Source organism: Duganella sp. GW821-FHT01E12 (assembly GCF_059422325.1).
The window spans coordinates 26,676-47,799 of record NZ_JBWKWR010000019.1; the positions used below are offsets into that span (position 1 = coordinate 26,676).

Consider the following 21,124-nt stretch of genomic DNA (forward strand, 5'->3'; position numbering starts at 1 on the left):
GCGCGTTGGGAACACTGTGTTTTCATCTTAACAGAAGCAAACAATGCGCAGCGTTCCGTAACGGCCGTCCGTGGCGCGGCGCACCTACTGCGCGCGGTCGTACGCGAACTGGATGCCGGCCGTGCCGCCGGTCGACACGAACAGGTCGATGAAGGCCGGCACGGTGTCGGTGCGGCGCCAGTCGCGCTGCAGCTCGCAGAACAGCTGCACCGTGCTGATCATCTTGCCGCCGGCCTGCTCGATGCGGCGCAGCGCCATCTCGTGCGCGGCCACCGAGGTGCCGCCGACCGCGTCGGCCACCACGTAGACCTCATAGCCGGCCGCCAGGGCGTCCAGCGCCGGGAAGGTCAGGCAGGCCTCGGTCCACAGCGCGGTCATGATCAGCTTTTTGCGGCCGGTCGCCGCCACCGCCTGGCGGAACTCGATGTCTTCCCACGAATTGATGGTGGTGCGGTCGACGGTCGGGTAGGCGTCCAGCACCTTGCGCAGCTGCGGGATGGGCGGCTGGTTCAGGCCGGTCTTGACGTTCACGGTCGAGTGCACGATGGGCAGGCCATAGGCCACGGCGGCCTTGGACACGCCGACGATGTGGTTGATCAGCAGCTGCCGGTCCATCGAGGCGATCGAGTTCACCTGCACCGGCTGATAGTCGATGACGATCAGGGCGCTGTTCTGCGGCGTGAGCAGATGGTCGCCGGCGGGGTTGCGGATGGTTTCGCTGGTCATGGTAAGTCCTTGGGTGGTTGAAAACGCAGCGATGATAGGGCCGCCGTAAAGTTAGCGAAAGTGACATAAAATGCCGTCAGTGTTCCTTATTTGAAACAACGATGGATTTAAACGATATTTACTACTTCGTGAAGGTGGTCGAGCACGGCGGCTTCACCCAGGCCGGGCGCGCGCTGAACATGCCCAAGTCCAAGCTGAGCCGCCGCATCGCGGCGCTGGAGGCGGCGCACGACGTGCGCCTGCTGCAGCGCACCACCCGCCACTTTTCCGTCACCGCGCTGGGCCGGGAGTTTTACGAGCGCTGCATCGGCGTGCTGGTGCAGGCCGAGGCGGCGCGCGAGGTGATGCAGCGCGAGCACGCCGAGCCGCAGGGCATCATCCGCATGAGCTGTCCCACCGCCCTGCTGGACTACCGGATCGGCGACCTGCTGGCGCGCTTCATGGCCGCGTATCCCAAGGTGCAGGTGCAGCTGGACGCCACCAACCGCCGCGTCGACGTGCTCGGCGAGGGCCTGGACCTGGCCTTGCGGGTGCGCTTTCCGCCGCTGGAGAACATCGACCTGGTGATGCGGGTGCTGTCGGCCAGCCCGCAGCGGCTGGTGGCCAGCCCCGCCCTGCTGGCGCGGCACGCCGCGCCGCTGCGGCCGTCCGACCTGGCCGGCCTGCCCAGCCTGGACTGGGGGCCGGTGCGCGAGCACGCGTGGCAGCTGGACGGCCCCGACGGCGCGCAGGCGCAGGTGCGCCACCAGCCGCGCTACATCACCGACGACATGACGGCGCTGCGCCAGGCGGCGCTGCGCGGCACCGGCATCGTGCAACTGCCGCACATGGTGGTCGAGGAAGACCTGCGGCGGGGCGCGCTGGCCGACGCGCTGCCGGGCTGGGCGCCCAGGGGCGGCATCATCCATGCGGTGTTCCCGTCGCGCCGCGGCCTGCTGCCCGGCATACGGCTGCTGATCGATTTCCTCGCCGAGCACATCCAGAAAGAATGAGCGTGGCGCCGGCGTGATTGTCATCGCGTGGCAATGGGGCTAGACTGGCCGCCATGGCCGCGGGCAGCCGGCCGGTACCGTGACCGTCACTCAAGGAACCTGGTCCATGCAGAACGTGCATTATCACTTTCGCTTCGCCGACGGCCACACCGCCAGCTGCGCGGTCGCGGCCGACGACGCGCCGGCGCCGGCCGAGTTGCCGGACTGGACCGCGCTGAGCTGCCAGCAATGCGCCAATTGTCCGCTGCAGCCCGCCAGTTCGCCCCACTGTCCGATGGCCGTGCGCTTCGTGCCGCTGGTCGCCATCATGGGCAAGCTGCGCTCCTACGAGCAGGTCGAGGTGCGGGTGGACATGGCCGAACGCAGCGTCAGCAAGTGCACCACCGTGCAGCGCGGCGTGGGCGCCTTGATGGGGCTGCTGGCCGCCAGCAGCGCCTGCCCGCGCGTCGACTTTTTGCGGCCCATGGCGCATTTCCACCTGCCCTTCGCCACCGAGGAGGAGACCATCTACCGCGCGGCCTCCACCTATTTGCTGGCGCAGTACTTCCTGTCCCGCCAGGGCGGCGTGCCGGACTGGGAGCTGCATGGCTTGAAGGCGCGCTATCAGGCGCTGCAAGGGGTCAACGCCGCCATGGCCAGGCGCCTGCGGCAGGCGGTGGACGAGGACGGCGCCATCAACGGCCTGATCATCCTCGACCTGCTGGCCAAGGCCCTGCCCTATTCCATCGACGACAAGCTGGACGACATCCGGGCCGCCTTCGCGGCCTGACGCGCGCGCCCCGGCGGGTGACAATGCGTGTATTTTCGCCGCGCCTGTACTGATAGACTCGACGCAAGGTCGGCGCATCGGGCCATCTTTTCAGACGGAGGCGAGCTGGATGAAGCTTGAACGCTTGGCACATGCGGCACTTGTCCTGGTCGTCGACGACGATCCCTTCATCCGCCTTCTGGCGCGCGACAGCATGGAGAAAATCGGCCTGCAGGTGGTCGAGGCGGCCGACGCCGACGCCGGGCTGGCCGCGATCGGCGTCCACGCCCCCGACATCATCCTGCTGGACGTGCTCATGCCCGGCACCAATGGCTTCGACGCCTGCCGCCAGGCGCGCCAGCTGCCCAATATGGAATTCTGCCCCATCGTCATGCTGACCGCGCTGGAGAACGCCGACTCGGTCACGCAGGCGTACGAGGCCGGCGCCACCGATTTCATCGGCAAGCCGATCAACTGGCAATTGCTGCAGTACCGGGTGCGCTTCATCCTCAAGGCCGCCGCCTCGTTCCGCGCGGTGCAAAAGAGCGACGTGCAACTGGCCAACGCGCAAAGGATCTCGTCGGTCGGCAGCTGGGAATGGAGCATCGGCCCCGACCTCGTGACCTGGTCGGCCGAGATGTACCGCATCTGCGACGTGCCGCCCGCCGCCTTCGGCGCCAGCTGCCGCGACTTCCTGGCGCCGGTGCATCCGGCCGACCGGCCGCAGGTGGAGCGCGCCATGCGCGATGCGCTCGACCACGGGCCCGCGTACGAGCTGGAGCATCGCCTGCTGCGGCCCGACGGCACGCTGCGCATCGTGCACGGCAAGGCCGACGTGGTGTTCGGCCCGGACGGCAAGGCGCTGTCGATGAGCGGCACCTGGCAGGACATCACCCAGCGCAAGCAGGCCGAGCAGCGCATCCACTACCTGGCCAACTACGACGAGCTGACCGACCTGCCCAACCGCAATCTGCTGCAGGACCGCCTGCGCCAGGCGCTGCTGCAGGCCCGCCGCAACGGCCAGCGGGTGCTGGTGCTGTGCCTCAACCTCGACGCCTTCAAGCTGGTCAACGACAGCTACGGCCACGCCGTCGGCGATGGCCTGCTGCAGGCGGTGGCCGCGCGCGTCAAGGCGGCGCTGCGCGAATCGGACACCGTCGCGCGCTTCGGCGGCGACCAGTTCGTGCTGATCATTCCGGAGCAGGGCGACAACCGCGATGTGCTGCGCTCGGCGCAGCGGGTGCTGGACCTGTTCGCCGCCCCCTTCCTGATCGATGCGCGCACGCTGCACGTGACGGCCAGCATCGGCGTCTGCCTGTCGCCCGACGACGGCGACGACGTCGACGGCGTGCTCAAGAACGCCGACGTGGCCATGTACGAGGCCAAGGGCGGCGGCCGCAACTGTTTTAAATTCTATGCGCAGGAAATGGGCCGCCGCATCGAGCACTATGTCGAGATGGAGAACGCGTTGCGGGTGGCGCTGGAACAACAGCAGTTCGAAGTCTACTACCAGCCCAAGGTCAACCTGCGCAGCGGCCGGTGCAGCGGCGTGGAGGCGCTGGTGCGCTGGAACCAGCCCGGGCACGGCGTCGTCCAGCCCGGCACCTTCATCCCGCTGGCCGAGCAATCCGGCCTGATCGGCCCGATCGGCACCTGGGTCTTGCGCACCGCCTGCCGCCAGGCCAGGCAGTGGCACGACCTGGGCTTTGACGACCTGACGGTCGCGGTCAACCTGTCGGCCAACCAGTTCGCGCAGCAGAACGTGGCCGAGCTGACGGCGCAGATCCTGGCCGAGACCGGCCTCGCGCCGCGCCACCTGGAACTGGAGCTGACCGAGAGCATGCTGATGAGCGACAGCGACAGCATGCTGGCGGCGCTGCGCGGCATCAAGGCGGTCGGCGTCGCGCTCTCGCTCGACGACTTCGGCACCGGCTACTCCAGCCTGGCCTACCTGAAGCGCTTCCCCATCGACGTCATCAAGATCGACCGCAGCTTTATCAGCAACATCACGACCGATCCCAACGACGCCTCGCTGACCAGGACCATCGTGCTGATGGCCAAGTCGCTGAAGATGAAGACGGTGGCCGAAGGCGTGGAAACGCCGGGGCAGCTCGGCTTCCTGCGCGCGATCAAATGCGACGAGGTGCAGGGCTATTACTTCAGCAAGCCGGTGCCGGCCGCGGCGCTGACGGCGCTGCTGCACGCGCAGCGCGAGCGCCCCATGCTGCCGCTGGCCCCCGAGCCGCAGCGCACCATCCTGCTGCTGGACGACGAGCCGCACATGCTGAGCGCGCTCAGGCGCGTGTTCCGCAACGAGCACTACCAGGTCCTGCACACCACCTCGGCGCTGGAAGCCTTCGAGCTGCTGGCCATGCACCCGGTCCAGGTGATCCTCAGCGATCAGCGCATGCCCAATATGTCCGGGACCACCTTCCTGTCCAAGGTCAGGGAGCTGTATCCCGACACGATACGCATCATTCTCTCCGGCTATACCGAACTGGAGTCGGTGATCGACGCCATCAACCGCGGCGCCGTCTATCGTTTCTTCACCAAGCCCTGGGACGACCAGCAACTGCGCGACCAGGTCCGGGAAGCGTTCGACTACCATTGGCGGCTGCACGGCGAGCCGGACGGGCAATCCGCGCCGGGGGCCGGGCAGCCGGCCTAGCGCTGATCAAACAGGAGAGCGGCATGAGGGCATGGGCGCAGGCGTGGCTGCTGGCACTGCTACTGGCGGCGGGCGGCGCGCCGGCCCAGGAGCGCCCGCTGGTGGTGGGCAGCGAGCAGGAATTCCCGCCCTTCTCGACCGGCACCAGCAGCGCCACGGCGGGCGGCTTCACGGTGGAGTTGTGGCGGGCGGTGGCCAGGGAGCGGGGGCTGGCCTACACCCTGCGCGTGGCCCCGTTCAATCAGATTCTGCAGGAATTCAAGGACGGCAGGATCGACGTCCTGATCAACCTCGCGCAGTCGGACGCGCGGCGCCAGTTCGCCGATTTCACCGTGCCGCACGTGACCGTCAACGGCGCCGTGTTCGTGCGCAAGGACGGCAGCGCCATCAATACCGTCGCCGACCTGCGCGGCAAGGCCATCATCGTCCTCAAAGCCGATCTCGCGCATGACTACGCGCTGGCCCAGGGTTGGCAACGCCAGCTGGTGGTCGAACCCACCGCGGCGGACTGCTTCGCGCTGCTCGCCTCGGGCCGGCACGATGCCGTGCTGATCAGCAAACTGGTGGGCTTGCAGACGCTGCAGGCCGGCGGTATCCGCAACGTCAGGGCGCTCGACCTCAGGCTGGGGTTTGCCCAGAAGTTTTCCTTCGCGGTCCAGAAAGGCAATGCCGATCTGCTCGCCAGCATCAACGAAGGCATGTCCCTCGTTAAACTGAACGGCACCTACGACCAGATCCACGACAAGTGGTTCGGCATCTATGAGGAGCGCAAGGTGTCGCTGCGCGACGTGCTGCCCTACCTGATGCCGGGCCTGGTCGTGCTGCTGCTGCTGACCGGCTACCTGGCGCACCGGCGCCGGGTCGAGAACATGCTGCGCCAGGCGAACGAAACGCTGGAGCAGCGGGTGGCGCTGCGCACCGTCGAGCTGGAGGCGGCCAAGGACCTGGCCGTCTCGTCGAGCCAGGCCAAGAGCAATTTCCTGGCCAATATGAGCCACGAGATCCGCACGCCGATGAACGCCGTCATCGGACTGCTGTACCTGACGCTCAAGACCGAGCTCAAGCCAAAGCAGCGCGACTATCTGGACAAGATCAACGTGGCCAGCAAGCATCTGCTGGGCGTCATCAACGACATCCTCGACTTTTCCAAGATCGAGGCGGGCAAGCTGGAGATCGAGACCGTCGACTTCGACCTGAAGGGCGTGCTGCAAAACGTCTACGACCAGGTCTTGTTCCGGGCGCTGGAGAAGAGCTTGCGGATACGGCTGGAAATCGATCCGAAGCTGCCGCGCTATCTGCGCGGCGACCCGCTGCGCCTGACCCAGGTGTTGCTGAACTTCGCCAACAACGCGGTGAAATTCTCCTCCAGCGGCGAGATCGCGATCAGCGCCACCGAGGCCGGCGCCGACGGCAACCACAGCCTGGTGCGCGTCGAGGTGCGCGACCAGGGACCGGGCATCGGCGGCGCCGAACAGGAAAAACTGTTCCAGCCGTTCCAGCAGGCCGACACCACCACCACGCGCCGCTACGGCGGCACCGGCCTGGGGCTCATCATCAGCAAGCAATTGGTGACGCTGATGGGCGGCGCGGTCGGCATGCATAGCCAGCCAGGCCAGGGCAGCACCTTCTGGTGTGAAATACGCTTCGCCTTTGGCCGCGCACCGCTCGGCAACGACCTGGCGCAGGCGCCGCGGCACCTCGCCTGCCTGCGCGGGATGCGCATCTTGCTGACCGAGGATAATTTGCTCAACCAGCAAGTCGCGCACGACCTGCTGGCCGACGCCGGGGCCCAGGTCGCGGTTGCCGAGCACGGCGCCGAAGCGCTGGACCTGTTGCGCCAGCAGGCTTTCGATTGCGTGCTGATGGACATCCAGATGCCGGAAATGGACGGTCTGGAGGCGGTCGGGCATATCCGGGCAGATCCGGCCCTGCGCGCGCTGCCGGTGATCGCCCTCACCGCCAACGCGCGCAGCGAGGAGCGCCGGCAATATATCGCGGCAGGCATGAACGACGTGGTCAGCAAGCCGATCGACGCCACCCTGTTGTTCGACGTGCTGCTGAAGTGGGCAGGCCGGCCCGAGGCCGGCCCCGGCCTGGCGGCGCGGCCGCCGGAACCCGCGCCCCAGCCGGCACCGCAGTTGGGGCCGGAGGATTTCGACCTGTCGGTCTTGGCCGGCCTCAGCGTCGGCAACCCGGAACGGCTGGAGCGCTACATCGACGTCTTCATGGACTCGCTGGAGCAGTCCATGGCGGAGCTCAACGTCGCCATCGCGCAGCAGAACAGCGCCGGGGTCGGCGCGTTGGGCCACCGTATCAAATCCACGGCCAGCGCGGCCGGCGCCAGGGGCTTGGCCGAGCTGGGCCGTTCGCTGGAAGCCGCGCGCGCGGACGGCAGCCTGCGGCAGGCGCGCGAGCTGGCCGCCCGGCTTCCGGCCTACCTGGAAGCCATCCAGCGCCAGGTCGACGCGCATAAGACGCCTTGGCAACCGGCCAGAGAGTAAAATGATGGTAGTCTCCCATTCCATGTCCCGCGACAGGATCGACCGTGAGAACTCTCGCCATATCGATGTTGTGCCTCGGCCTGCTGCAAGCGAGCGTGGCCAGTGCGGGCCAAACAATATTGCTGGCCCATCCCTACCCGAAGGAGACCAGCTACGCGCCGCGGGTGCTGGCGCTGATCTGCTCGGACGCCTTCCGGCAATTGAGCATGCGCGCCGAGGTACGCCTCTATCCGCCGCTGCGCGGCGCCATCGAGGCCGAGTCCGGCAAGATCGACGGCGAGGTCGGGCGCGCCTATACCTACGGCGACAACCATCCGAACCTGATCCGCGTGGACGTCTCCCTGGTCTCCCTGCGCGTGACGGCGTTCACCCGGATTCCGGGCCTGAAGATCAGCGGCTGGGATAGCCTGAAAGGCAGCCCGTACCGGGTGCAGTACCGCAGCGGCTATGCCACCTTCAAGACTCGGCTGGAGCAGATATTGCCGCTGGCGCAGATCTCGTCGGTGGTGGACAGCCAGACCGGCCTGCAGAACGTCGCCCTCGGCCGCACGGACGTCTTTGTCGACCTGGAGGAATATGGCCAGCTGCAACTGGACAGACTGCAGAACCGCTACGGCATGGTGTACAACGCCGGCCTGGTGCAGGACACGCCGGTCTACATCTATCTGCACAAGCGGCATGCGGCGCTGGTGCCGCGCCTGGCGGAGATCCTGGCCAGGATGAAGGCCAGCGGCGCCATCGGCCGCCACATCGCCCGGGCGCTCGGCGAGGACGGCGGCCCCGCGCTCCCGCCATGACGGCCGGCCTGCCGCAGCGGCAGGCGATGGCCGCAACGGCTCAGCGCACCTCGAGCAGTTCGACGTCGAAGATCAGGTTGGCGTTGGGCGGGATCGGGCCCGCGCCGTTTTCGCCGTAGCCCATGCTGGCCGGCACGATCAGCGTGCGCTTGCCGCCGACCTTCATGCCCTGCACGCCTTCGTCCCAGCCGGGGATGACCCGGCCGGCGCCCAGCGGGAAGCTGAAGGGATCGCGCCCCACCGAGGAATCGAACTGCGCGCCGTGCTGCAGGGGCGCGTTCGGTTCGTACAGCCAGCCGGTGTAGTGGACCACGGCGGTCGCGCCGGCCACCGCTTCCTTGCCGCTGCCGGCCACGGTGTCGATCTTTTGCAGGGGCGCGGCGCTGGCGGCGGCAGGCAGCGGCGGCTTGGCGCGGTCGCAGCCGGCCACCGCCAGGCTCAGGGTGAGGCCAATAACGCAGGAGGAGAGCAATTGTTTCATCGTGTTCTTTCGTGGACGGCGGCGACCAAGCAAAAAGGGCAGCCACATCGGCTGCCCTTCTACATACTGGAGCGGGAGAAGAGTCTCGAACTCTCGACCTCAACCTTGGCAAGGTTGCGCTCTACCAACTGAGCTACTCCCGCGTGGAGTTCAGATTGTCGGGCGGCGAGGAGCGGAGTCGAACCGGCCCGGACGGCTTTGCAGGCCGTTCGCCGCCTGACAAATCAAGGGCTTGGCATTTTACCTCTCCAGCTGCCACATTGGTGGAAAACCGCTCCGAATTCTTATAAGGAATCAAAAACGACGAAAACTTCTGAACTGGTAAGCGGCGTGCCGGCGCCACCTAAACTGCATAGCGGAGGCCGCGTCGCGGACCAGCGCAGGCCATCGGCAACACCATCAATTTGATGTCGTTTATCCTCGCGCAATCAAGCGGAATTAATTCACCGCGAGACCTGAACCACCCTACACACTCACCGTCCCATACGACTTCAAACTCACCGAATTCGGTATCTCCGCCATCGACAATATCCGCATGTGCGGGATCATCCGCTCGGACAGCGCCCGCACGTGGCGGCGCAGGTCGGGGGAACACAGCAACACCGGCAGCATATTGGCCTTCATCATGCGATCCGATTCCGCCGCCAGCTTCGCCTGCAACTGTTCCGCGTACTTCGGCTCGATCGCCATGCTGCTGCCGCTCTCGACGCTGCGTATGCTCTGCAGCAGCACCTGCTCGATCGCCGGGTCCAGCGTCAGCACGTTCAGCGACGTCATCTCGCCCAGCAACGCCTGGCAGATCGCCGCGCCCAGCTTCTGCCGCACCACCTCGGTCAAATAGCCCAGGTCCTTGCTGTTGCGCGCCATGTCCACCAGCGATTCCAGGATCACCTCCAGATTGCGGATCGACACCTTCTCGCGCAACAGGTTCTGCAGCACCTTCTGCACGTCGCTGACCGACAGGATGGTCGGGATCAGCTCCTCGACCAACCCCGGCTGCTGCTGGCGTATGCGTTGCAGCAGACGGTCGGTCTCGGTGCGCGTGAGCAGCTGGGCCGACTGCTGCTTGAGCACCTCGCTCAGGTGGGTGATGAACACGGTCGACGCGTCGACCAGCGTGTAGCGCGCGGCGCGGGCGATCTCGCGTTCGGACTCCTCGATCCAGATCGCCGGCAGGCCGTAGGTCGGCTCGCGCGTGGCGATGCCCTTGATCTGCCGCTGGTCGCCGCCGGCATGGATGGCCATGGTGCGGTCGATCATGATCTCGCCCTTCCCGGCCGGCACGCCGAACACCTGCAACTCGTAGGCGTTGGCGCCCAGCTGCGGCGCGTCGCGGAAGCGCACGCGCGGCAGCACCATGCCCGAGTCCAGCGCATACTGCTTGCGGATCGCCGCGATGCGCTCCATGAACACGGTCTTCTCGCCGCTCACCAGCGGCACCAGGTTGGCGCCCACCATCACCTCGATCGGCTCCACCTTCAGCATGTCGTAGGCGTCCTTGTCGCCCTCCTTCTCGCCCTCCTCGGCTTCGGCCTCGGCGCCCGGCTCGGCGGCCTGGCGCGATTTGCGCAGCACCACGAAACCTATGCCCAGCAAGGCCAGCACCAGGAACAGCACCGGCAGCGACGGGATGCCCGGCAGCACCAGCATCACCGACAGCGCGGCCGCGACGATGAACAGGGTCTTGGGGAAGGAGGTGATCTGCTTGAGCACCTCCGAGCTGAGGTTGCCGTCCGACGCCGAACGGGTGACGATGATGCCGGTGCCGACCGCGATCACCAGCGCCGGCACCTGGGTGACGATGCCGTCGCCCACGGTCAGCAGCGTGAAGGTCTGCAGGGCCTGGTCCCAGCGCATGCCCATCTGCATCACGCCGATCACCAGGCCGCCGATGATGTTGATCAGCATGATGACGATGCCGGCGATGGCGTCGCCCTTGACGAACTTGCTGGCGCCGTCCATCGCGCCGTAGAAGCCGGTTTCCTTTTCCAGCGTCTTGCGGCGGCGCTTGGCCTCGTCCTGGTCGATGAAGCCCATGTTGAGGTCGGCGTCGATGCTCATCTGCTGGCCCGGCATGCTGTCCAGCGTGAAGCGCGCCGCCACCTCGGACACGCGCTGCGCGCCGCTGGTCACCACCACGTACTGCACCACCACCAGGATCAGGAACACGATCATGCCGATCACGTAGTTGCCGCCCACCACGTAGGAACCGATGGCGGCGATCACATGGCCGGCGTCGGCGTCGGACAGGATCAGCCGCGTGGCCGCCACGTTGAGCGACAGCCGGAACAGCGTGGCGATCAGCAGCAGCGACGGGAAGGTCGAGAACTCCACCGGGCGGCCGATGTAGAACGTCAGCAGCAGGATCAGCAGCGCGAAGCTGATGTTGGTCAGGATCAGGAAGTCCAGCAGGCCGGACGGGATCGGCACGAACAGCACCGTCAGGATGCCGACCACCAGCAGGGCCATCACCAGATCGGCGTTGTTATTGAATATGCGACGGAGAGACGACATCGAACTACCCTTTCGAAGCGCGGCGTTTGGCGTCGCGCATTGTATAAACCCACACCATGATCTTGGCGACCTGGGGGTACAGCTTTTCCGGCACATAGCCGTCGTAATCGACCTCGCGGAACAGCGCCCGCGCCAGCGCCCGGTTCTGCACCACCGGGATGTGGTGGCGGCCGGCCAGCTCGCGCATCTTGCGCGCCAGGTCGCCGGCGCCCTTGGCCACCACCTGCGGCGCGCCCGACTTGCCGTGGCTGTAGCTGAGCGCCACCGCCAGCCGCGTCGGATTGGTGATCAGCACGTCGGCGCCGGGCACCTTGGCCATCGACTTGCTGCGCTTGAGCATTTCCTTGCGCAGGTCGCGGATGCGCGAGCGGATGCGCGGATCGCCTTCGCGGTTCTTCGACTCGTCCTTGACGTCGCGCTTGCTCATGCGCATGCGCTTGGCGAACTCCCAGCGCGTGAAGCCGAGGTCGATCAGCGCGATGCACAGCAGGGTCAGCACCAGCTTGACCAGCAGCGAGCCCACCAGCGCGAGCAGCATGCGCATATAGCCCTTGGGCTCCATCGCCGACAAGCCCATCAGGCCGGGGATGGTGTCGCGCACCAGCATAGTCACCACCGTACCCAGGATGACCAGCTTGACGATGCTCTTGGCCGATTCGAACAGCGTGCGCATGGCGAAGATGCGCTTGAAGCCGGCCATCGGGCTCAGGCGCTCCAGGTCGGGCTTGAGCGGATGCATGCTGAAGATCGGCCCGGTCTGGACCAGGTTGGTCAGCACCGCCACCACCGCCAGCGTCAGGAACAGCGGGCCCAGCACGTGCAGCATGCCGCTCAGCAGCTGGCCCATCCAGGCCGCCACCGCGTCCACGCTCCATTGCTGGCGACCGGCGCCGGCCAGCACCTTCTGCTGCAGGGCCAGGGTCTGGCGCAGCGCGTCCCAGCCGCCGGCATAGATGGTCACCACCAGCGCCGCCATCATGGACATCGCATTGAAGTCGTTGCTGCGGGCCACCGAGCCCTTCTTGCGCGCCTCGTCCAGCTTGTGCGGCGTGGCCTGTTCCGACCGGTCGGCATCCTGCTCAGCCATCTACGTCAGCACCTGTTCCCAATAAATAAAAATCGAACCATACACGCGCGCCATCAGCGGCTGCAGGGTTCCCATGGTGGTGGCCAGCACCGCCAGCCCGACCACGATCTTGACCGGCACGCCGACCACGAACACATTCATCTGCGGCAGCACGCGCGACACCACGGCCAGCCCGGTCTCGGCCAGCAGCAGGCACAGCATCACCGGGATGATCAGCGCCACGCCCAGCGAGAACATCAGGCCGAACTGGCGGATCGCCGCCTCCGGGTCGAGCCCGTGGAAGCCGGCGCCGGGCGCCATCTGCCGCAGCGAGAACGCCATGCCGCGCAGCAGCGCGTGGTGGGCGTCCATGCCGAAGAACACCGCCACCGCCACCAGGTTGAAGATGGTGGCGAACAGCGGCGCGCCGGCGCGCGTGACCGGGTCGTACACATTGCCCAGGCCGAAGCCGCTCTGCACGTCGAGGATCTTGCCGGCCACCGAGAACGCGCCGAACGCGGCGAAGATGCCGAACGCCAGCGTGACGCCGGTCACCACCTCGGCCAGCGCGTTGAGCAGCACCGGCCCGAGCTCGAGCGCCGGCGCCGGCAGGCCCGCGTGCAGGCCGGACACCAGCAGCGCGCTCAGCGACAGCGTCAGCAGCACGCGCACCGTCACCAGCCCGGCCAGGTTGGAAAAGATCGGCGTCATCATCAGCACCACGCCCAGCCGCAGCGCGGTGTAGAACACGGCCAGCAGCCAGGCCGGATCGAGAGCGATGCCCATGGTTCAGAAATAGGTCGGGATGTTGCCGATCAGGCTGGCGGCATAGCCGACCAGCCGCTTCAGCATCCACGGCCCGCACACCACCATCACCACCACGGCGGCGATCACCTTGGGGATGAAGGTCAGCGACGCTTCCTGCACCTGCGTGACCACCTGGATCACGCTCACCAGCAGCCCGACCACCAGCGTGGCGGCCAGCAGCGGCGCCGAGATCAGCAGCGCGTTCCACAGCAGGTCGGACAGCAGCTGCATCGCCAGGTCCGGCCTCATGCGGCGCTCCCGGCGCCGACGGCCACGCTCTTAATCGGGCACATGCTGCTTCGCGATCTCCGCCAGGTTCTGGCCGAAGGCGCCCTGGCGCGACGCCAGCAGGCGCATCGCCAGCCGGCTGAAGCGCTGCGGGTCGGCCGTTTCGCCGGCCAGCACCATCTGCGCGTAGCGCGCCGACAGGCTGTCGCCGTCCAGCCTCAGCGCCCGCTCAATGCCGGCCTCGGCCAGTTCGCGCCGGCCCTGCATGGCCTGTACCACCGCCAGGCCGCCATGGCTTTCGCCGAAGTTGTGGTCAAGGTCGAGCGCGGTCTGGAAGGCGGCCTGCGCGCTGTCGAGCTGGCCGGCCAGCAGACGGCTCCAGCCCAGCAGGTGCCAGCTGCCGATGTGGGACGGCATGTGCCGCACCGCCTGCTCCAGCTGCTGCTGGGCGCCGGCCAGGTCGCGCCTGAGCAGGCTGGCGGTGCCGAGTCCGGACCAGCTGCGTCCCTCGGCCGGATTGAGCGCCAGCGCCTGCTGGAACTGGGCCGCGGCGGCGTCGCTGTCGACCCGCGCCAGCGCCAGCGAGCCGGCCGTGACCAGCGCCTCCAGCGGCGCCCGCGGACGCGGCTGGGACGCGCCCAGCGCCAGCGCGGCCGCGCTCAGTTGTTCGGCGCGCTCCAGCAGGCCGGCGTCGAAGCACACCAGGCTGGCGGCCGCGTTGAAGGCGGCGTCGCCCGCGCAAGCGGCCATGTGGGCCTCGGCCAGCGCGATCGCGCGCTCGCCCTCGCCCAGGTGGTGCAGCGCGCGCACCAGCAGCGTCACCATGGCCGGCGACAGCGCGTCGGCCTCCAGGTAGGGCGTCATGGCCGCATAGGCGTCGGCATGGCGCCCCAGCCAGACATAGGCGTAGGCCAGGTTGTAGGCCAGGTTCAGGTCGGGGTGCCGGGCCAGCAGGCCCTCGAACACCGTGGCCGCCTCGCTCCACGCCTGGCATGCCAGATGGGCGCTGCCCAGCCGGGCCAGGAAAAACATGTCGTCCGGATAGCGCGCCAGCGCGGCCTGCGCATGGCGGCGGGCGCGTTCGCCCTCGCCGGCCGCCAGGCTCAGGTCGATCACCTCGGCCAGCAGCTCCGTGTTGCCGGGGTCGGCGGCCAGATAGCCTTCGCGGCGTTCCAGTTGTTGCATCAGGTCGTTCATCTTTTTCCTTTTATTCTTAAATTTCCGCCAGCAGTTGTTCGATGGCCCTGGCCACCAGCGCGCTGCAGTGGGCATCGCCTTCCATGGCCAGATGGACGTCGTCGACCATCTGGAAAAACCGCGGGTCGTTGACCAGTCCCTCGCCGAACTGCGACAGCAGCACCGCCTCCAGAAACACGCGGAACGCCTTGCGCCCGCGGTTGGGGTCGTCGCGGGCGATCTGGCGCACCCGCAGTTCGATCAGCGACGCCAGGTTTTCCTGGGCATAGCGGTCGCCGCCCGCCGGCACGCCCGCCGCCGGTTTCCTGCCGGTGGCCGCCGGCGCCGCGCGCGCCGACAACTGGGTCTGGATCACCCGGACCAGCTGCGCTACCGAAGCTATCGCTGACGTCATGGCTTGCGCTCCGCGGCGTCAGTGGCGCTGGCCGGTGTAGGCCGACAGCAGGATGTGCGGGCTGTCCCCGGCCGGCGCCGCCGGCGCCTCGGCGCCCGCGCCGCCCTGCAGCTGTTCGATCTGGCCCATGATGCTCTGCATGTCGTGGTTGAGCGCCGGGTTGGCGCTGTTGCGCTGCACGCCGGCGGCCAGGCAGCGCAGGGCGTCGGCCAGCTCCTCCTTGATCAGGTGCCGCAGGCCGGCGCCGAACTGGTGCAACGGATCGTCCTCGGCCAGTTCGGCCAGCGGCTCCAGCACCTCGGCGGCGCGGCCGGCGTTGTTGGCGCCCAGCCACAGCAGGCCCAGCTGCAGACGCGCCGTCGACAGCGCCGGATCGAGCGCGACCGCCGCTTCCATCTCCTCGATGGCGCGCTCGTACATCTTGATCTGCGCATATTCGGCGCCCAGCAGGTAGTGCATGACGCCGGTGGCGTCGGCGCGCCCGACCGCCGCCTTCAGATAGGCGATGGCGCTGGCGGAATCGCCGCCGGCGCTGGCGTTCAAGGCCAGTTGCTGCAATTCGGCGGCGTCGAGCATTGCGAGTGTGCCATTAGTCATTTTTCATTTCCGTTCATGTGTTGATCATGTGTTGATCAGGTTTTCAATACCATCGAAAAAAAATCCATCCCCCGGCGCGCCCTAGCCGCTCCAGTCCAGCTCGCTTGTGGCGCGCAGCGCTTCGCGCAGCTTCAGCAGGGCCTGCTTGTGCAGCTGCGCGATGCGCCCCCTGGTCAGCTGCATCAGCTCGGCGATCTCGTGGAACGGCAGCTGCTGCAGGTAGTGGTAGCTGACCACCTGCCGGTGCTTGGCCGGCAGCCCCTCCAGCAGCGCCTTGATCCGTTCCTGCAACTGCTTCAACTCCACCCCGGCGTAGGTGTAGTCGCGGTAGTGCGCCTCCTGGGCCGCCGACTGGTACATGCCGGAATGTTCCAGCACGAAGCCGACCGCCAGGCCCACCGCCAGCTCGGCCAGATAGCCGAACAGGTCGGCCGGCGCCTCCAGCGGCCGCTCCGGCTCCGCCAGCGCCGCCACCCGCGCCTGCACCGCGCGCCGCCGCGCCGCCACCTGCTCGTGCACTTCGCTGTACGCTTCCATGCCGCTGAGTATAGCGCCGTTGATGCGGCTGGCCGCGTAGGTCTCGAACTTGTAGCCGCGCCCGGCGTCGAAGCGTTCGATCGATTCCAGCAGGCCGACCCGGGCGTATTGCAGGTAATCGTCGAACTCCACGTTCGCGTGGGTGCGGGCGGCGTACATCTTGGCCGCCATGATACGGGCAAACGGCAGGTACAGCGACACCAGCTGCTCGCGCAGCCCGGCGTCGCGGCTGGCGCCGTAGGCGCTCCACAGCCGCGCCGCCGCGCCGGTATCCTGGTCGGTGCCGGTCGTCATGGCAGCCGTCAGGCGAACGTACCCAGCAAGGCGCGCACCACCAGGTTCCAGCCGTCGATCAGCACGAACATCAGGATCTTCAGCGGCAGCGAGATCGACGCCGGCGGCACCATCATCATGCCCAGCGCCATCAGCGCGCTCGACACGATCAGGTCCACCAGCACGAACGGCAGGAAGATCACGAAGCCGATCTGGAACGCCGTGCGCAGCTCGGACAGCATGAAGGCCGGGATCAGCTGCACCAGGCTGATGTCGTCCATGGTCTTGGGCTGTTCGGCCTTGGCCAGCTCGACCATCAGCGCCAGGTCCTGCTCGCGCGTCTGCCGCACCATGAACTCGCGCAGCGGCACGATGGCGCGCTGGGCCGCAGTTTCGGTCGATATCTTGCCGGCCATATAGGGCTGGAACGCCTTGGCGTTCATTTCCTGCAACGCCGGCGACATGGTGAAGAAGGTCAGGAACAGGGCCAGGCTGATCACCACGGTGTTGGGCGGGGTTTCCTGCATGCCCAGCGCGTGGCGCAGCATCGACAGCACGATCACGATGCGCACGAACGAGGTCATCGACATCAAAATGGCCGGCGCCAGGCTCAGCACGGTCAAGCCCAGCAGGATCTTGATCGCCGACGAGATTTCCGCCGGATTGCCGCCGGCGCCCAGGCTCAGCTGCATGCCCGGCAGCGCCAGCGCGCCCGCGTCGGCGGCGGCGCGGGCGGCCGGCATGGCCGCCAGCAGCGCCGCCAGCAGCACGCCGCCGAGCGCCAGCCGCCTGGTCGACGCCCGCCTCATGGCGCCTGCTCCGGCGCGGCCGGCGCGGCTGCGCCCGCCGCCTGCGCCAGGCAGCTGATGCCGTGCTCGCCTTGCGCGATCAGATAGCGCCCGCCCTCGAACTCGACCACCGACAGCAGCGCGCGCGGCCCCAGCCGCTCGGTCTGCAGCACCCGCACATGGCGCGCGCCCGGCTTGCCCGGCAAGGGCAGGTTCAGGCGCTTGCGTATCCAGTACACGGCGACGATGGCCAGCGCCGACACCAGCAGCACGCCCAGCGCGCCGCCCGGCAGCGCGGCCGCGGCGCCGGCGCCGTCCTGCTTGAACGGAATCGCGCCGCCATCGGCCAGTGCCCAGCCGCTGGCGGTGGCCGTCCAGCCGGCCCAAAGCGCGCGCCTCACGCGGCCGGCGCCACGTCGGTGATGCGCACGCCGAAGTTGTCGTCCACCACCACCAGCTGGCCGCGCGCCACCACGCTGCCGTTGAGCATGACGTCGACCGGATAGTCGGCCTTGCGGTCGATCTTCAGCAGCGACGATTCCTGCAGCGACAGCAGTTCGCCGACGGTGCTGCAGGCCTCGCCCAGCATCACCTGCAGCTTGACCTGCACGCTGTCGAGCAGGCGCAGGTTGCCGCCCATCAGGCTGGCGCCGCCCGGCGCCGGCGGCGCCAGTTCGGCCAGCGCCACCAGTTCGGTCACCGCGGTATCGGCGACGGGGGATTTACGACTCATAGTTCACTCCAAAGGTTGTATCGTGGGGCGCCAGTTCCAGCGCCAGCTGCTCGCCGGCGCGGCCCAGGTAGCCGTCAAACAGGGGGGCGCCGGACGGGCCGGCCACCCGCAGCGCGCGGTCGGCCGCCGTGTCGAGGCGGATGACGTCGCCGACCTGCAGGCGCGTCAGGCTGCCCAGGTCGACTTCGGCCGCGCCCAGCGCCACCGGCAGGCGCACCGGCAGCGCCGCCAGCAGGCCGGGGTAGTCGAGCGCCGGCAGCGGCGCCGGCGGCGCGCCCCCGGCCAGCGCCAGCACCGTTTCATGGTTCAGCAGCGCGCAGCAGGTGTGGCGGCCGATGCGCAGCACCAGCAGCACCGCGCCCGACGCGTGGCGCCAGTCGGCCGGGGATGGCGCCTGCGCGTCCGCCGCCGGCGCGCCGCCGCTCAGCGCCGCGCCCAGCGCTTGCAGCAGGTCCTGCCACGCGGCCTCGCCGGCCGCCGCCGCCGTGACGGCGGCGCCGGCCGGGCCGTACTGGCGATCTGGCGCGTACAGCAGGCGCTGCACCTGGGCCGGCATCTCGCCGGCCCAGCACAGCGCCACCGAGCGCGCGCCGGCGCGCCAGCACTGGCGCCAGACCGGCGCGGCCGGCAGCTGCGCCGCGCCCTCCCAGGCCCGCAGGCACTCCAGCTCGACGTCGGCGCGCGCCACGCCCCAGCCGTCGCACCAGGTTTGCAGCGCCTGGCCGGCCTGCTGCCGCAGCTGGTCCAGCACCTCGGCCCGGATCAGCGCATAAGGACTGCACTGCATCAACGGTGCCCCTTCATGTCGAACAGTTCCTGGATCATGTCGTTGGCGGTGCTGATCACGTGCGAGGCGGCCTGGTAGCCGCGCTGCATGACGATCAGGTTGCTGAACTCCTCGGCCAGGTCGACGTTCGATCCCTCGCGGTGGCCGGCCGTCAGCGTGCCGAAGGCGTCCACGCCGGCGTAGCCGTAGCGCACCACGCCGTCGCGGGTCTTGGTGAAGGCGCCGCCGCCGGCCTGCTCCAGGTCGGACTCGGTGACGAACTGGGCCAGCGCAAGGCGCGGACCCTTGACGCTCTGGCCGTTCGAGTAGCGCACCTTGATGGTGCCGTCGCTGTCGATGGTCTGGTCGGTGCGCACGCCGGCCGCGTAGCCGTCCTGCGACGAGCTCACGCCGGACGGGCCGCCCTGCGCCACGGTGCCGGAGAAGTCCAGCTTGACCGTCTGCTGCAGATAGGTCAGGTTGAAGCCGTCCGAGCCGGACACCGGCGCGCCGCCGGCGAACTTGATGGTGCCGCTGCCCACCACCACCGCCGGCGCCGTGCTGTCGGCGGCGTTGACGGTGTAGCTGCCGCCGCCGGCGTCCTTGATGGTCAGCGTCAGGGTGTGCGAGGTGCCGGCGGCGTCGATCACGGTCACGCCGTTGACGGTGGTGTCGACCGGCGGCACCGCCACCGCCGTCGTGATGTTGCCGGAAAACTTGACGGTGGCGCTGGCCTTGGCGGCGCTGCGCTCCAGTCCGCCAAGCGTGATGTCGACCAGCTTGCCGCTGGCGTCGAGCGCCTGCACGTGGTCGCCGGCGCCGTTGGTCAGCACCTCCTTGGCGTCGAACAGGAAATCGCCGGCGCGGCTGTAGCGCAGCTCGCCGTCGCGGCGCAGCGTGAACATGCCGTTGCCGTTGATGCTCTGGTCGAGCGCGTTGCCGGTGGACTGGTCGCTGCCGGGACGGAAGTTGAGCCGCGCGCCCAGCGAGGCCACGCCCTGCCCGGCCGGTTCGCGCTGGCTGTCGTGCGCGATCACGCCGCCGCCCTGCTCGAACAGGTCGGCAAACTGCAGCTGCGAGCCCTTGAAACCGGGCGTGTTCACATTGGCCAGGTTGTTGCTGACGATTTTCAAGCCCTTGGCATTGCTCAGCAGGCCGGAGGTGCCGATAAACAGAGTGTCGAACATGGGGTTTCCTTATGGACGGATATTCAGCAGCTGCGACGGGCTGATGTTGTTCTGGAACGCGCCGGTGGCGGTGGTCACCGTCAGCATCGGCGTGCCGCGCGACACGTCCAGCGCCGTCACCCGGCCCGAGACGATGAAGCCGTTCTGGTTGACGTCGACCGTCTTGCCCAGCAGCCCCACCGATTGCACCGACGACTGCACCGTCAGCAGGTCGTCGATCTTGGCGTTGAGCTGGCGGCTCTGCTCCAGCGTCGCGAACTGCGCGATCTGGGCCACGAACTCCTGGTTGTCGACCGGCTTCAGCGGGTCCTGGTTGTTCAGCTGCGAGGTCAGGATCTTGAGGAAATCCTGGATGCCGATATTGCTCGATTGCGCAGGCGTTCCGGTGCCCACTGCCGGGGTTGAACTGATGGCCATTTACACTGCTCCGTTTGCGTTGATAGTCCATGGCGACGGCGCCTCCGCCGGCGGCGGAGCGGCGCTGTCGCCGGCGTAGTCGTCCCGTTGCGGGCGGCCGGCGCCCGGCGCCAGCGGCAGCCGCTGGCCGTTGACGGTCAGCGCCGCCAGCGGCGCGCCCGCGCTGCCCAGTTCGGCCGCCATGGCCTGCGCCACCAGGCGCGCCTGCGCCGTGCCGAGCTCGGCGTCGCGCAGCCAGGCGTGCACGCCGTCCGCGTCGCGGTACACATGCAGCAGCCGGCTGGCGTATTGCTCGCCGTCGGCCTGCGCGCGGCGCCCGGCCGGCGGCGCCTGCTCGGCATGCTCGGCCTGCTCGGGCCGGCCGCCGGCGGGGCGCGGCGCGGCCGGGTCGGCCGCGGCGGAGCCGGCCAGCGTCCAGCCCGGCGCTGCCGCGGCTGTCTTCTGCACCGTCAGCGCCGCGCCGCCACTGCCGGACCCGCCCCGTTGCAGCGCCGCCGCTGCCGCGCCGTACAGGCTTTGCACGGCGGCCGGCGACGGCGTCCCAGCATCCCGGGCGGCCGCGCTGGCGGCGACCACCGCCTCCGCTGCGCCGGCTTGCGCCAGCGCGGCGGCGGCGCCGTGCGCCGGGCCGGCGCCGTCCGCGCTGGCGGCGCTGTCTGTGCGGGCGGCGGCGCCCGTTCCGGCCGCGGCGGCGGCAGGCGCCGATC

At 68.5% G+C, this 21,124-nt stretch carries 21 protein-coding genes, 2 tRNA genes and 1 pseudogene; 5 read left to right on the forward strand and 19 right to left on the reverse strand.

All coding sequences use genetic code 11. The features are described from left to right. Nucleotides 1–84: 84 nt before the first annotated feature. Nucleotides 85–726, reverse strand: coding sequence for a hydrolase (locus tag AC07WS_RS29535; protein ID WP_494732501.1), 642 nt, complete (start codon nucleotides 724–726; stop codon nucleotides 85–87). A 101-nt stretch (nucleotides 727–827) separates the two neighbouring features. On the opposite strand from AC07WS_RS29535, the gene AC07WS_RS29540 reads away from it, so the two are divergent. The 5 genes from AC07WS_RS29540 to AC07WS_RS29560 all read left to right on the forward strand — a co-directional run bounded on the left by AC07WS_RS29540 (nucleotide 828) and on the right by AC07WS_RS29560 (nucleotide 8,432). Beyond that, the gene (locus tag AC07WS_RS29540; RefSeq protein WP_494732502.1) at nucleotides 828–1,718 is read left to right on the forward strand and encodes a LysR substrate-binding domain-containing protein; all 891 of its coding nucleotides are present in this window, start codon (nucleotides 828–830) and stop codon (nucleotides 1,716–1,718) included. A gap of 106 nt (nucleotides 1,719–1,824) precedes the next feature. Next, nucleotides 1,825–2,487 (forward strand): DUF6901 family protein, encoded by a 663-nt coding sequence (locus AC07WS_RS29545; protein WP_494732503.1) that lies wholly within the window; start codon nucleotides 1,825–1,827, stop codon nucleotides 2,485–2,487. A 109-nt stretch (nucleotides 2,488–2,596) separates the two neighbouring features. Next, the gene (locus AC07WS_RS29550; RefSeq protein WP_494732504.1) at nucleotides 2,597–5,134 is read left to right on the forward strand and encodes an EAL domain-containing protein; all 2,538 of its coding nucleotides are present in this window, start codon (nucleotides 2,597–2,599) and stop codon (nucleotides 5,132–5,134) included. A 23-nt stretch (nucleotides 5,135–5,157) separates the two neighbouring features. Further along, complete coding sequence (locus AC07WS_RS29555) at nucleotides 5,158–7,635, forward strand: transporter substrate-binding domain-containing protein (RefSeq protein ID WP_494732505.1); 2,478 nt, start codon at nucleotides 5,158–5,160, stop codon at nucleotides 7,633–7,635. Between the two features lie 44 nt (nucleotides 7,636–7,679). After that, nucleotides 7,680–8,432 (forward strand): substrate-binding periplasmic protein, encoded by a 753-nt coding sequence (locus AC07WS_RS29560; RefSeq protein ID WP_494732506.1) that lies wholly within the window; start codon nucleotides 7,680–7,682, stop codon nucleotides 8,430–8,432. Nucleotides 8,433–8,472: 40 nt separating this feature from the next. On the opposite strand, the gene AC07WS_RS29565 is transcribed toward AC07WS_RS29560, so the two are convergent. The 18 genes and pseudogenes from AC07WS_RS29565 to AC07WS_RS29650 all read right to left on the reverse strand — a co-directional run. Then, the gene (locus AC07WS_RS29565) at nucleotides 8,473–8,913 is read right to left on the reverse strand and encodes an FKBP-type peptidyl-prolyl cis-trans isomerase (protein ID WP_494732507.1); all 441 of its coding nucleotides are present in this window, start codon (nucleotides 8,911–8,913) and stop codon (nucleotides 8,473–8,475) included. Between the two features lie 67 nt (nucleotides 8,914–8,980). Beyond that, nucleotides 8,981–9,056 (reverse strand) — tRNA-Gly (locus AC07WS_RS29570). Nucleotides 9,057–9,076: 20 nt separating this feature from the next. Continuing rightward, nucleotides 9,077–9,163, reverse strand: a tRNA-Ser gene (locus AC07WS_RS29575). 215 nt (nucleotides 9,164–9,378) lie between these two features. After that, nucleotides 9,379–11,427 carry a flagellar biosynthesis protein FlhA gene (gene flhA, locus AC07WS_RS29580; RefSeq protein WP_494732508.1) on the reverse strand — a complete coding sequence of 683 codons (2,049 nt, stop codon included), beginning with the start codon at nucleotides 11,425–11,427 and terminating at the stop codon, nucleotides 9,379–9,381. 4 nt (nucleotides 11,428–11,431) lie between these two features. Continuing rightward, entirely contained in the window at nucleotides 11,432–12,514 is a 1,083-nt protein-coding gene (locus AC07WS_RS29585; protein ID WP_494732509.1) for an EscU/YscU/HrcU family type III secretion system export apparatus switch protein, read from the reverse strand. Beyond that, nucleotides 12,515–13,279: a flagellar biosynthetic protein FliR gene (locus AC07WS_RS29590; RefSeq protein WP_494732510.1), complete on the reverse strand. Its 765-nt coding sequence runs from the start codon at nucleotides 13,277–13,279 to the stop codon at nucleotides 12,515–12,517. Between the two features lie 3 nt (nucleotides 13,280–13,282). Further along, nucleotides 13,283–13,549, reverse strand: coding sequence for a flagellar biosynthesis protein FliQ (fliQ, locus tag AC07WS_RS29595; RefSeq protein ID WP_494732511.1), 267 nt, complete (start codon nucleotides 13,547–13,549; stop codon nucleotides 13,283–13,285). A gap of 30 nt (nucleotides 13,550–13,579) precedes the next feature. Continuing rightward, complete coding sequence (locus AC07WS_RS29600) at nucleotides 13,580–14,725, reverse strand: tetratricopeptide repeat protein (RefSeq protein ID WP_494732512.1); 1,146 nt, start codon at nucleotides 14,723–14,725, stop codon at nucleotides 13,580–13,582. A gap of 16 nt (nucleotides 14,726–14,741) precedes the next feature. Further along, a complete protein-coding gene (locus tag AC07WS_RS29605; RefSeq protein ID WP_494732513.1) occupies nucleotides 14,742–15,119 on the reverse strand; it encodes a hypothetical protein in 378 nt (125 codons plus the stop codon). A gap of 18 nt (nucleotides 15,120–15,137) precedes the next feature. Further along, entirely contained in the window at nucleotides 15,138–15,716 is a 579-nt protein-coding gene (locus tag AC07WS_RS29610) for a hypothetical protein (protein ID WP_494732514.1), read from the reverse strand. A gap of 81 nt (nucleotides 15,717–15,797) precedes the next feature. Further along, a complete protein-coding gene (locus AC07WS_RS29615) occupies nucleotides 15,798–16,547 on the reverse strand; it encodes a sigma-70 family RNA polymerase sigma factor (protein WP_494732515.1) in 750 nt (249 codons plus the stop codon). Nucleotides 16,548–16,555: 8 nt separating this feature from the next. Continuing rightward, nucleotides 16,556–17,335 carry a flagellar type III secretion system pore protein FliP gene (gene fliP / locus AC07WS_RS29620; protein WP_494732516.1) on the reverse strand — a complete coding sequence of 260 codons (780 nt, stop codon included), beginning with the start codon at nucleotides 17,333–17,335 and terminating at the stop codon, nucleotides 16,556–16,558. Further along, the gene (locus tag AC07WS_RS29625) at nucleotides 17,332–17,715 is read right to left on the reverse strand and encodes a flagellar biosynthetic protein FliO (RefSeq protein WP_494732517.1); all 384 of its coding nucleotides are present in this window, start codon (nucleotides 17,713–17,715) and stop codon (nucleotides 17,332–17,334) included. The genes fliP and AC07WS_RS29625 overlap by 4 nt, the downstream gene beginning before the upstream one ends. Beyond that, nucleotides 17,712–18,047, reverse strand: coding sequence for a FliM/FliN family flagellar motor switch protein (locus AC07WS_RS29630; RefSeq protein WP_494732518.1), 336 nt, complete (start codon nucleotides 18,045–18,047; stop codon nucleotides 17,712–17,714). The genes AC07WS_RS29625 and AC07WS_RS29630 overlap by 4 nt, the downstream gene beginning before the upstream one ends. Next, nucleotides 18,037–18,834: a FliM/FliN family flagellar motor switch protein gene (locus tag AC07WS_RS29635; protein WP_494732519.1), complete on the reverse strand. Its 798-nt coding sequence runs from the start codon at nucleotides 18,832–18,834 to the stop codon at nucleotides 18,037–18,039. Before AC07WS_RS29635 ends, AC07WS_RS29630 begins: the two co-directional genes overlap by 11 nt. Next, entirely contained in the window at nucleotides 18,834–20,000 is a 1,167-nt protein-coding gene (locus AC07WS_RS29640; RefSeq protein WP_494732520.1) for a flagellar hook protein FlgE, read from the reverse strand. Before AC07WS_RS29640 ends, AC07WS_RS29635 begins: the two co-directional genes overlap by 1 nt. Nucleotides 20,001–20,009: 9 nt before the next feature. Continuing rightward, nucleotides 20,010–20,417 (reverse strand): flagellar hook assembly protein FlgD, encoded by a 408-nt coding sequence (locus tag AC07WS_RS29645; RefSeq protein WP_494732521.1) that lies wholly within the window; start codon nucleotides 20,415–20,417, stop codon nucleotides 20,010–20,012. Then, nucleotides 20,418–21,124: pseudogene (locus AC07WS_RS29650) on the reverse strand (hypothetical protein); the annotation flags it as partial.

Coding starts and splice junctions, on each gene's coding strand:
- AC07WS_RS29535 (WP_494732501.1), bottom strand. CDS start 726: ATGACCAGCGAAACCATCCGCAACCCCGCCGGCGACCATCTGCTCACG.
- AC07WS_RS29540 (WP_494732502.1), top strand. CDS start 828: ATGGATTTAAACGATATTTACTACTTCGTGAAGGTGGTCGAGCACGGC.
- AC07WS_RS29545 (WP_494732503.1), top strand. CDS start 1,825: ATGCAGAACGTGCATTATCACTTTCGCTTCGCCGACGGCCACACCGCC.
- AC07WS_RS29550 (WP_494732504.1), top strand. CDS start 2,597: ATGAAGCTTGAACGCTTGGCACATGCGGCACTTGTCCTGGTCGTCGAC.
- AC07WS_RS29555 (WP_494732505.1), top strand. CDS start 5,158: ATGAGGGCATGGGCGCAGGCGTGGCTGCTGGCACTGCTACTGGCGGCG.
- AC07WS_RS29565 (WP_494732507.1), bottom strand. CDS start 8,913: ATGAAACAATTGCTCTCCTCCTGCGTTATTGGCCTCACCCTGAGCCTG.
- flhA (WP_494732508.1), bottom strand. CDS start 11,427: ATGTCGTCTCTCCGTCGCATATTCAATAACAACGCCGATCTGGTGATG.
- AC07WS_RS29585 (WP_494732509.1), bottom strand. CDS start 12,514: ATGGCTGAGCAGGATGCCGACCGGTCGGAACAGGCCACGCCGCACAAG.
- AC07WS_RS29590 (WP_494732510.1), bottom strand. CDS start 13,279: ATGGGCATCGCTCTCGATCCGGCCTGGCTGCTGGCCGTGTTCTACACC.
- fliQ (WP_494732511.1), bottom strand. CDS start 13,549: ATGAGGCCGGACCTGGCGATGCAGCTGCTGTCCGACCTGCTGTGGAAC.
- AC07WS_RS29600 (WP_494732512.1), bottom strand. CDS start 14,725: ATGAACGACCTGATGCAACAACTGGAACGCCGCGAAGGCTATCTGGCC.
- AC07WS_RS29605 (WP_494732513.1), bottom strand. CDS start 15,119: ATGACGTCAGCGATAGCTTCGGTAGCGCAGCTGGTCCGGGTGATCCAG.
- AC07WS_RS29610 (WP_494732514.1), bottom strand. CDS start 15,716: ATGACTAATGGCACACTCGCAATGCTCGACGCCGCCGAATTGCAGCAA.
- AC07WS_RS29615 (WP_494732515.1), bottom strand. CDS start 16,547: ATGACGACCGGCACCGACCAGGATACCGGCGCGGCGGCGCGGCTGTGG.
- fliP (WP_494732516.1), bottom strand. CDS start 17,335: ATGAGGCGGGCGTCGACCAGGCGGCTGGCGCTCGGCGGCGTGCTGCTG.
- AC07WS_RS29630 (WP_494732518.1), bottom strand. CDS start 18,047: ATGAGTCGTAAATCCCCCGTCGCCGATACCGCGGTGACCGAACTGGTG.
- AC07WS_RS29635 (WP_494732519.1), bottom strand. CDS start 18,834: ATGCAGTGCAGTCCTTATGCGCTGATCCGGGCCGAGGTGCTGGACCAG.
- AC07WS_RS29640 (WP_494732520.1), bottom strand. CDS start 20,000: ATGTTCGACACTCTGTTTATCGGCACCTCCGGCCTGCTGAGCAATGCC.
- AC07WS_RS29645 (WP_494732521.1), bottom strand. CDS start 20,417: ATGGCCATCAGTTCAACCCCGGCAGTGGGCACCGGAACGCCTGCGCAA.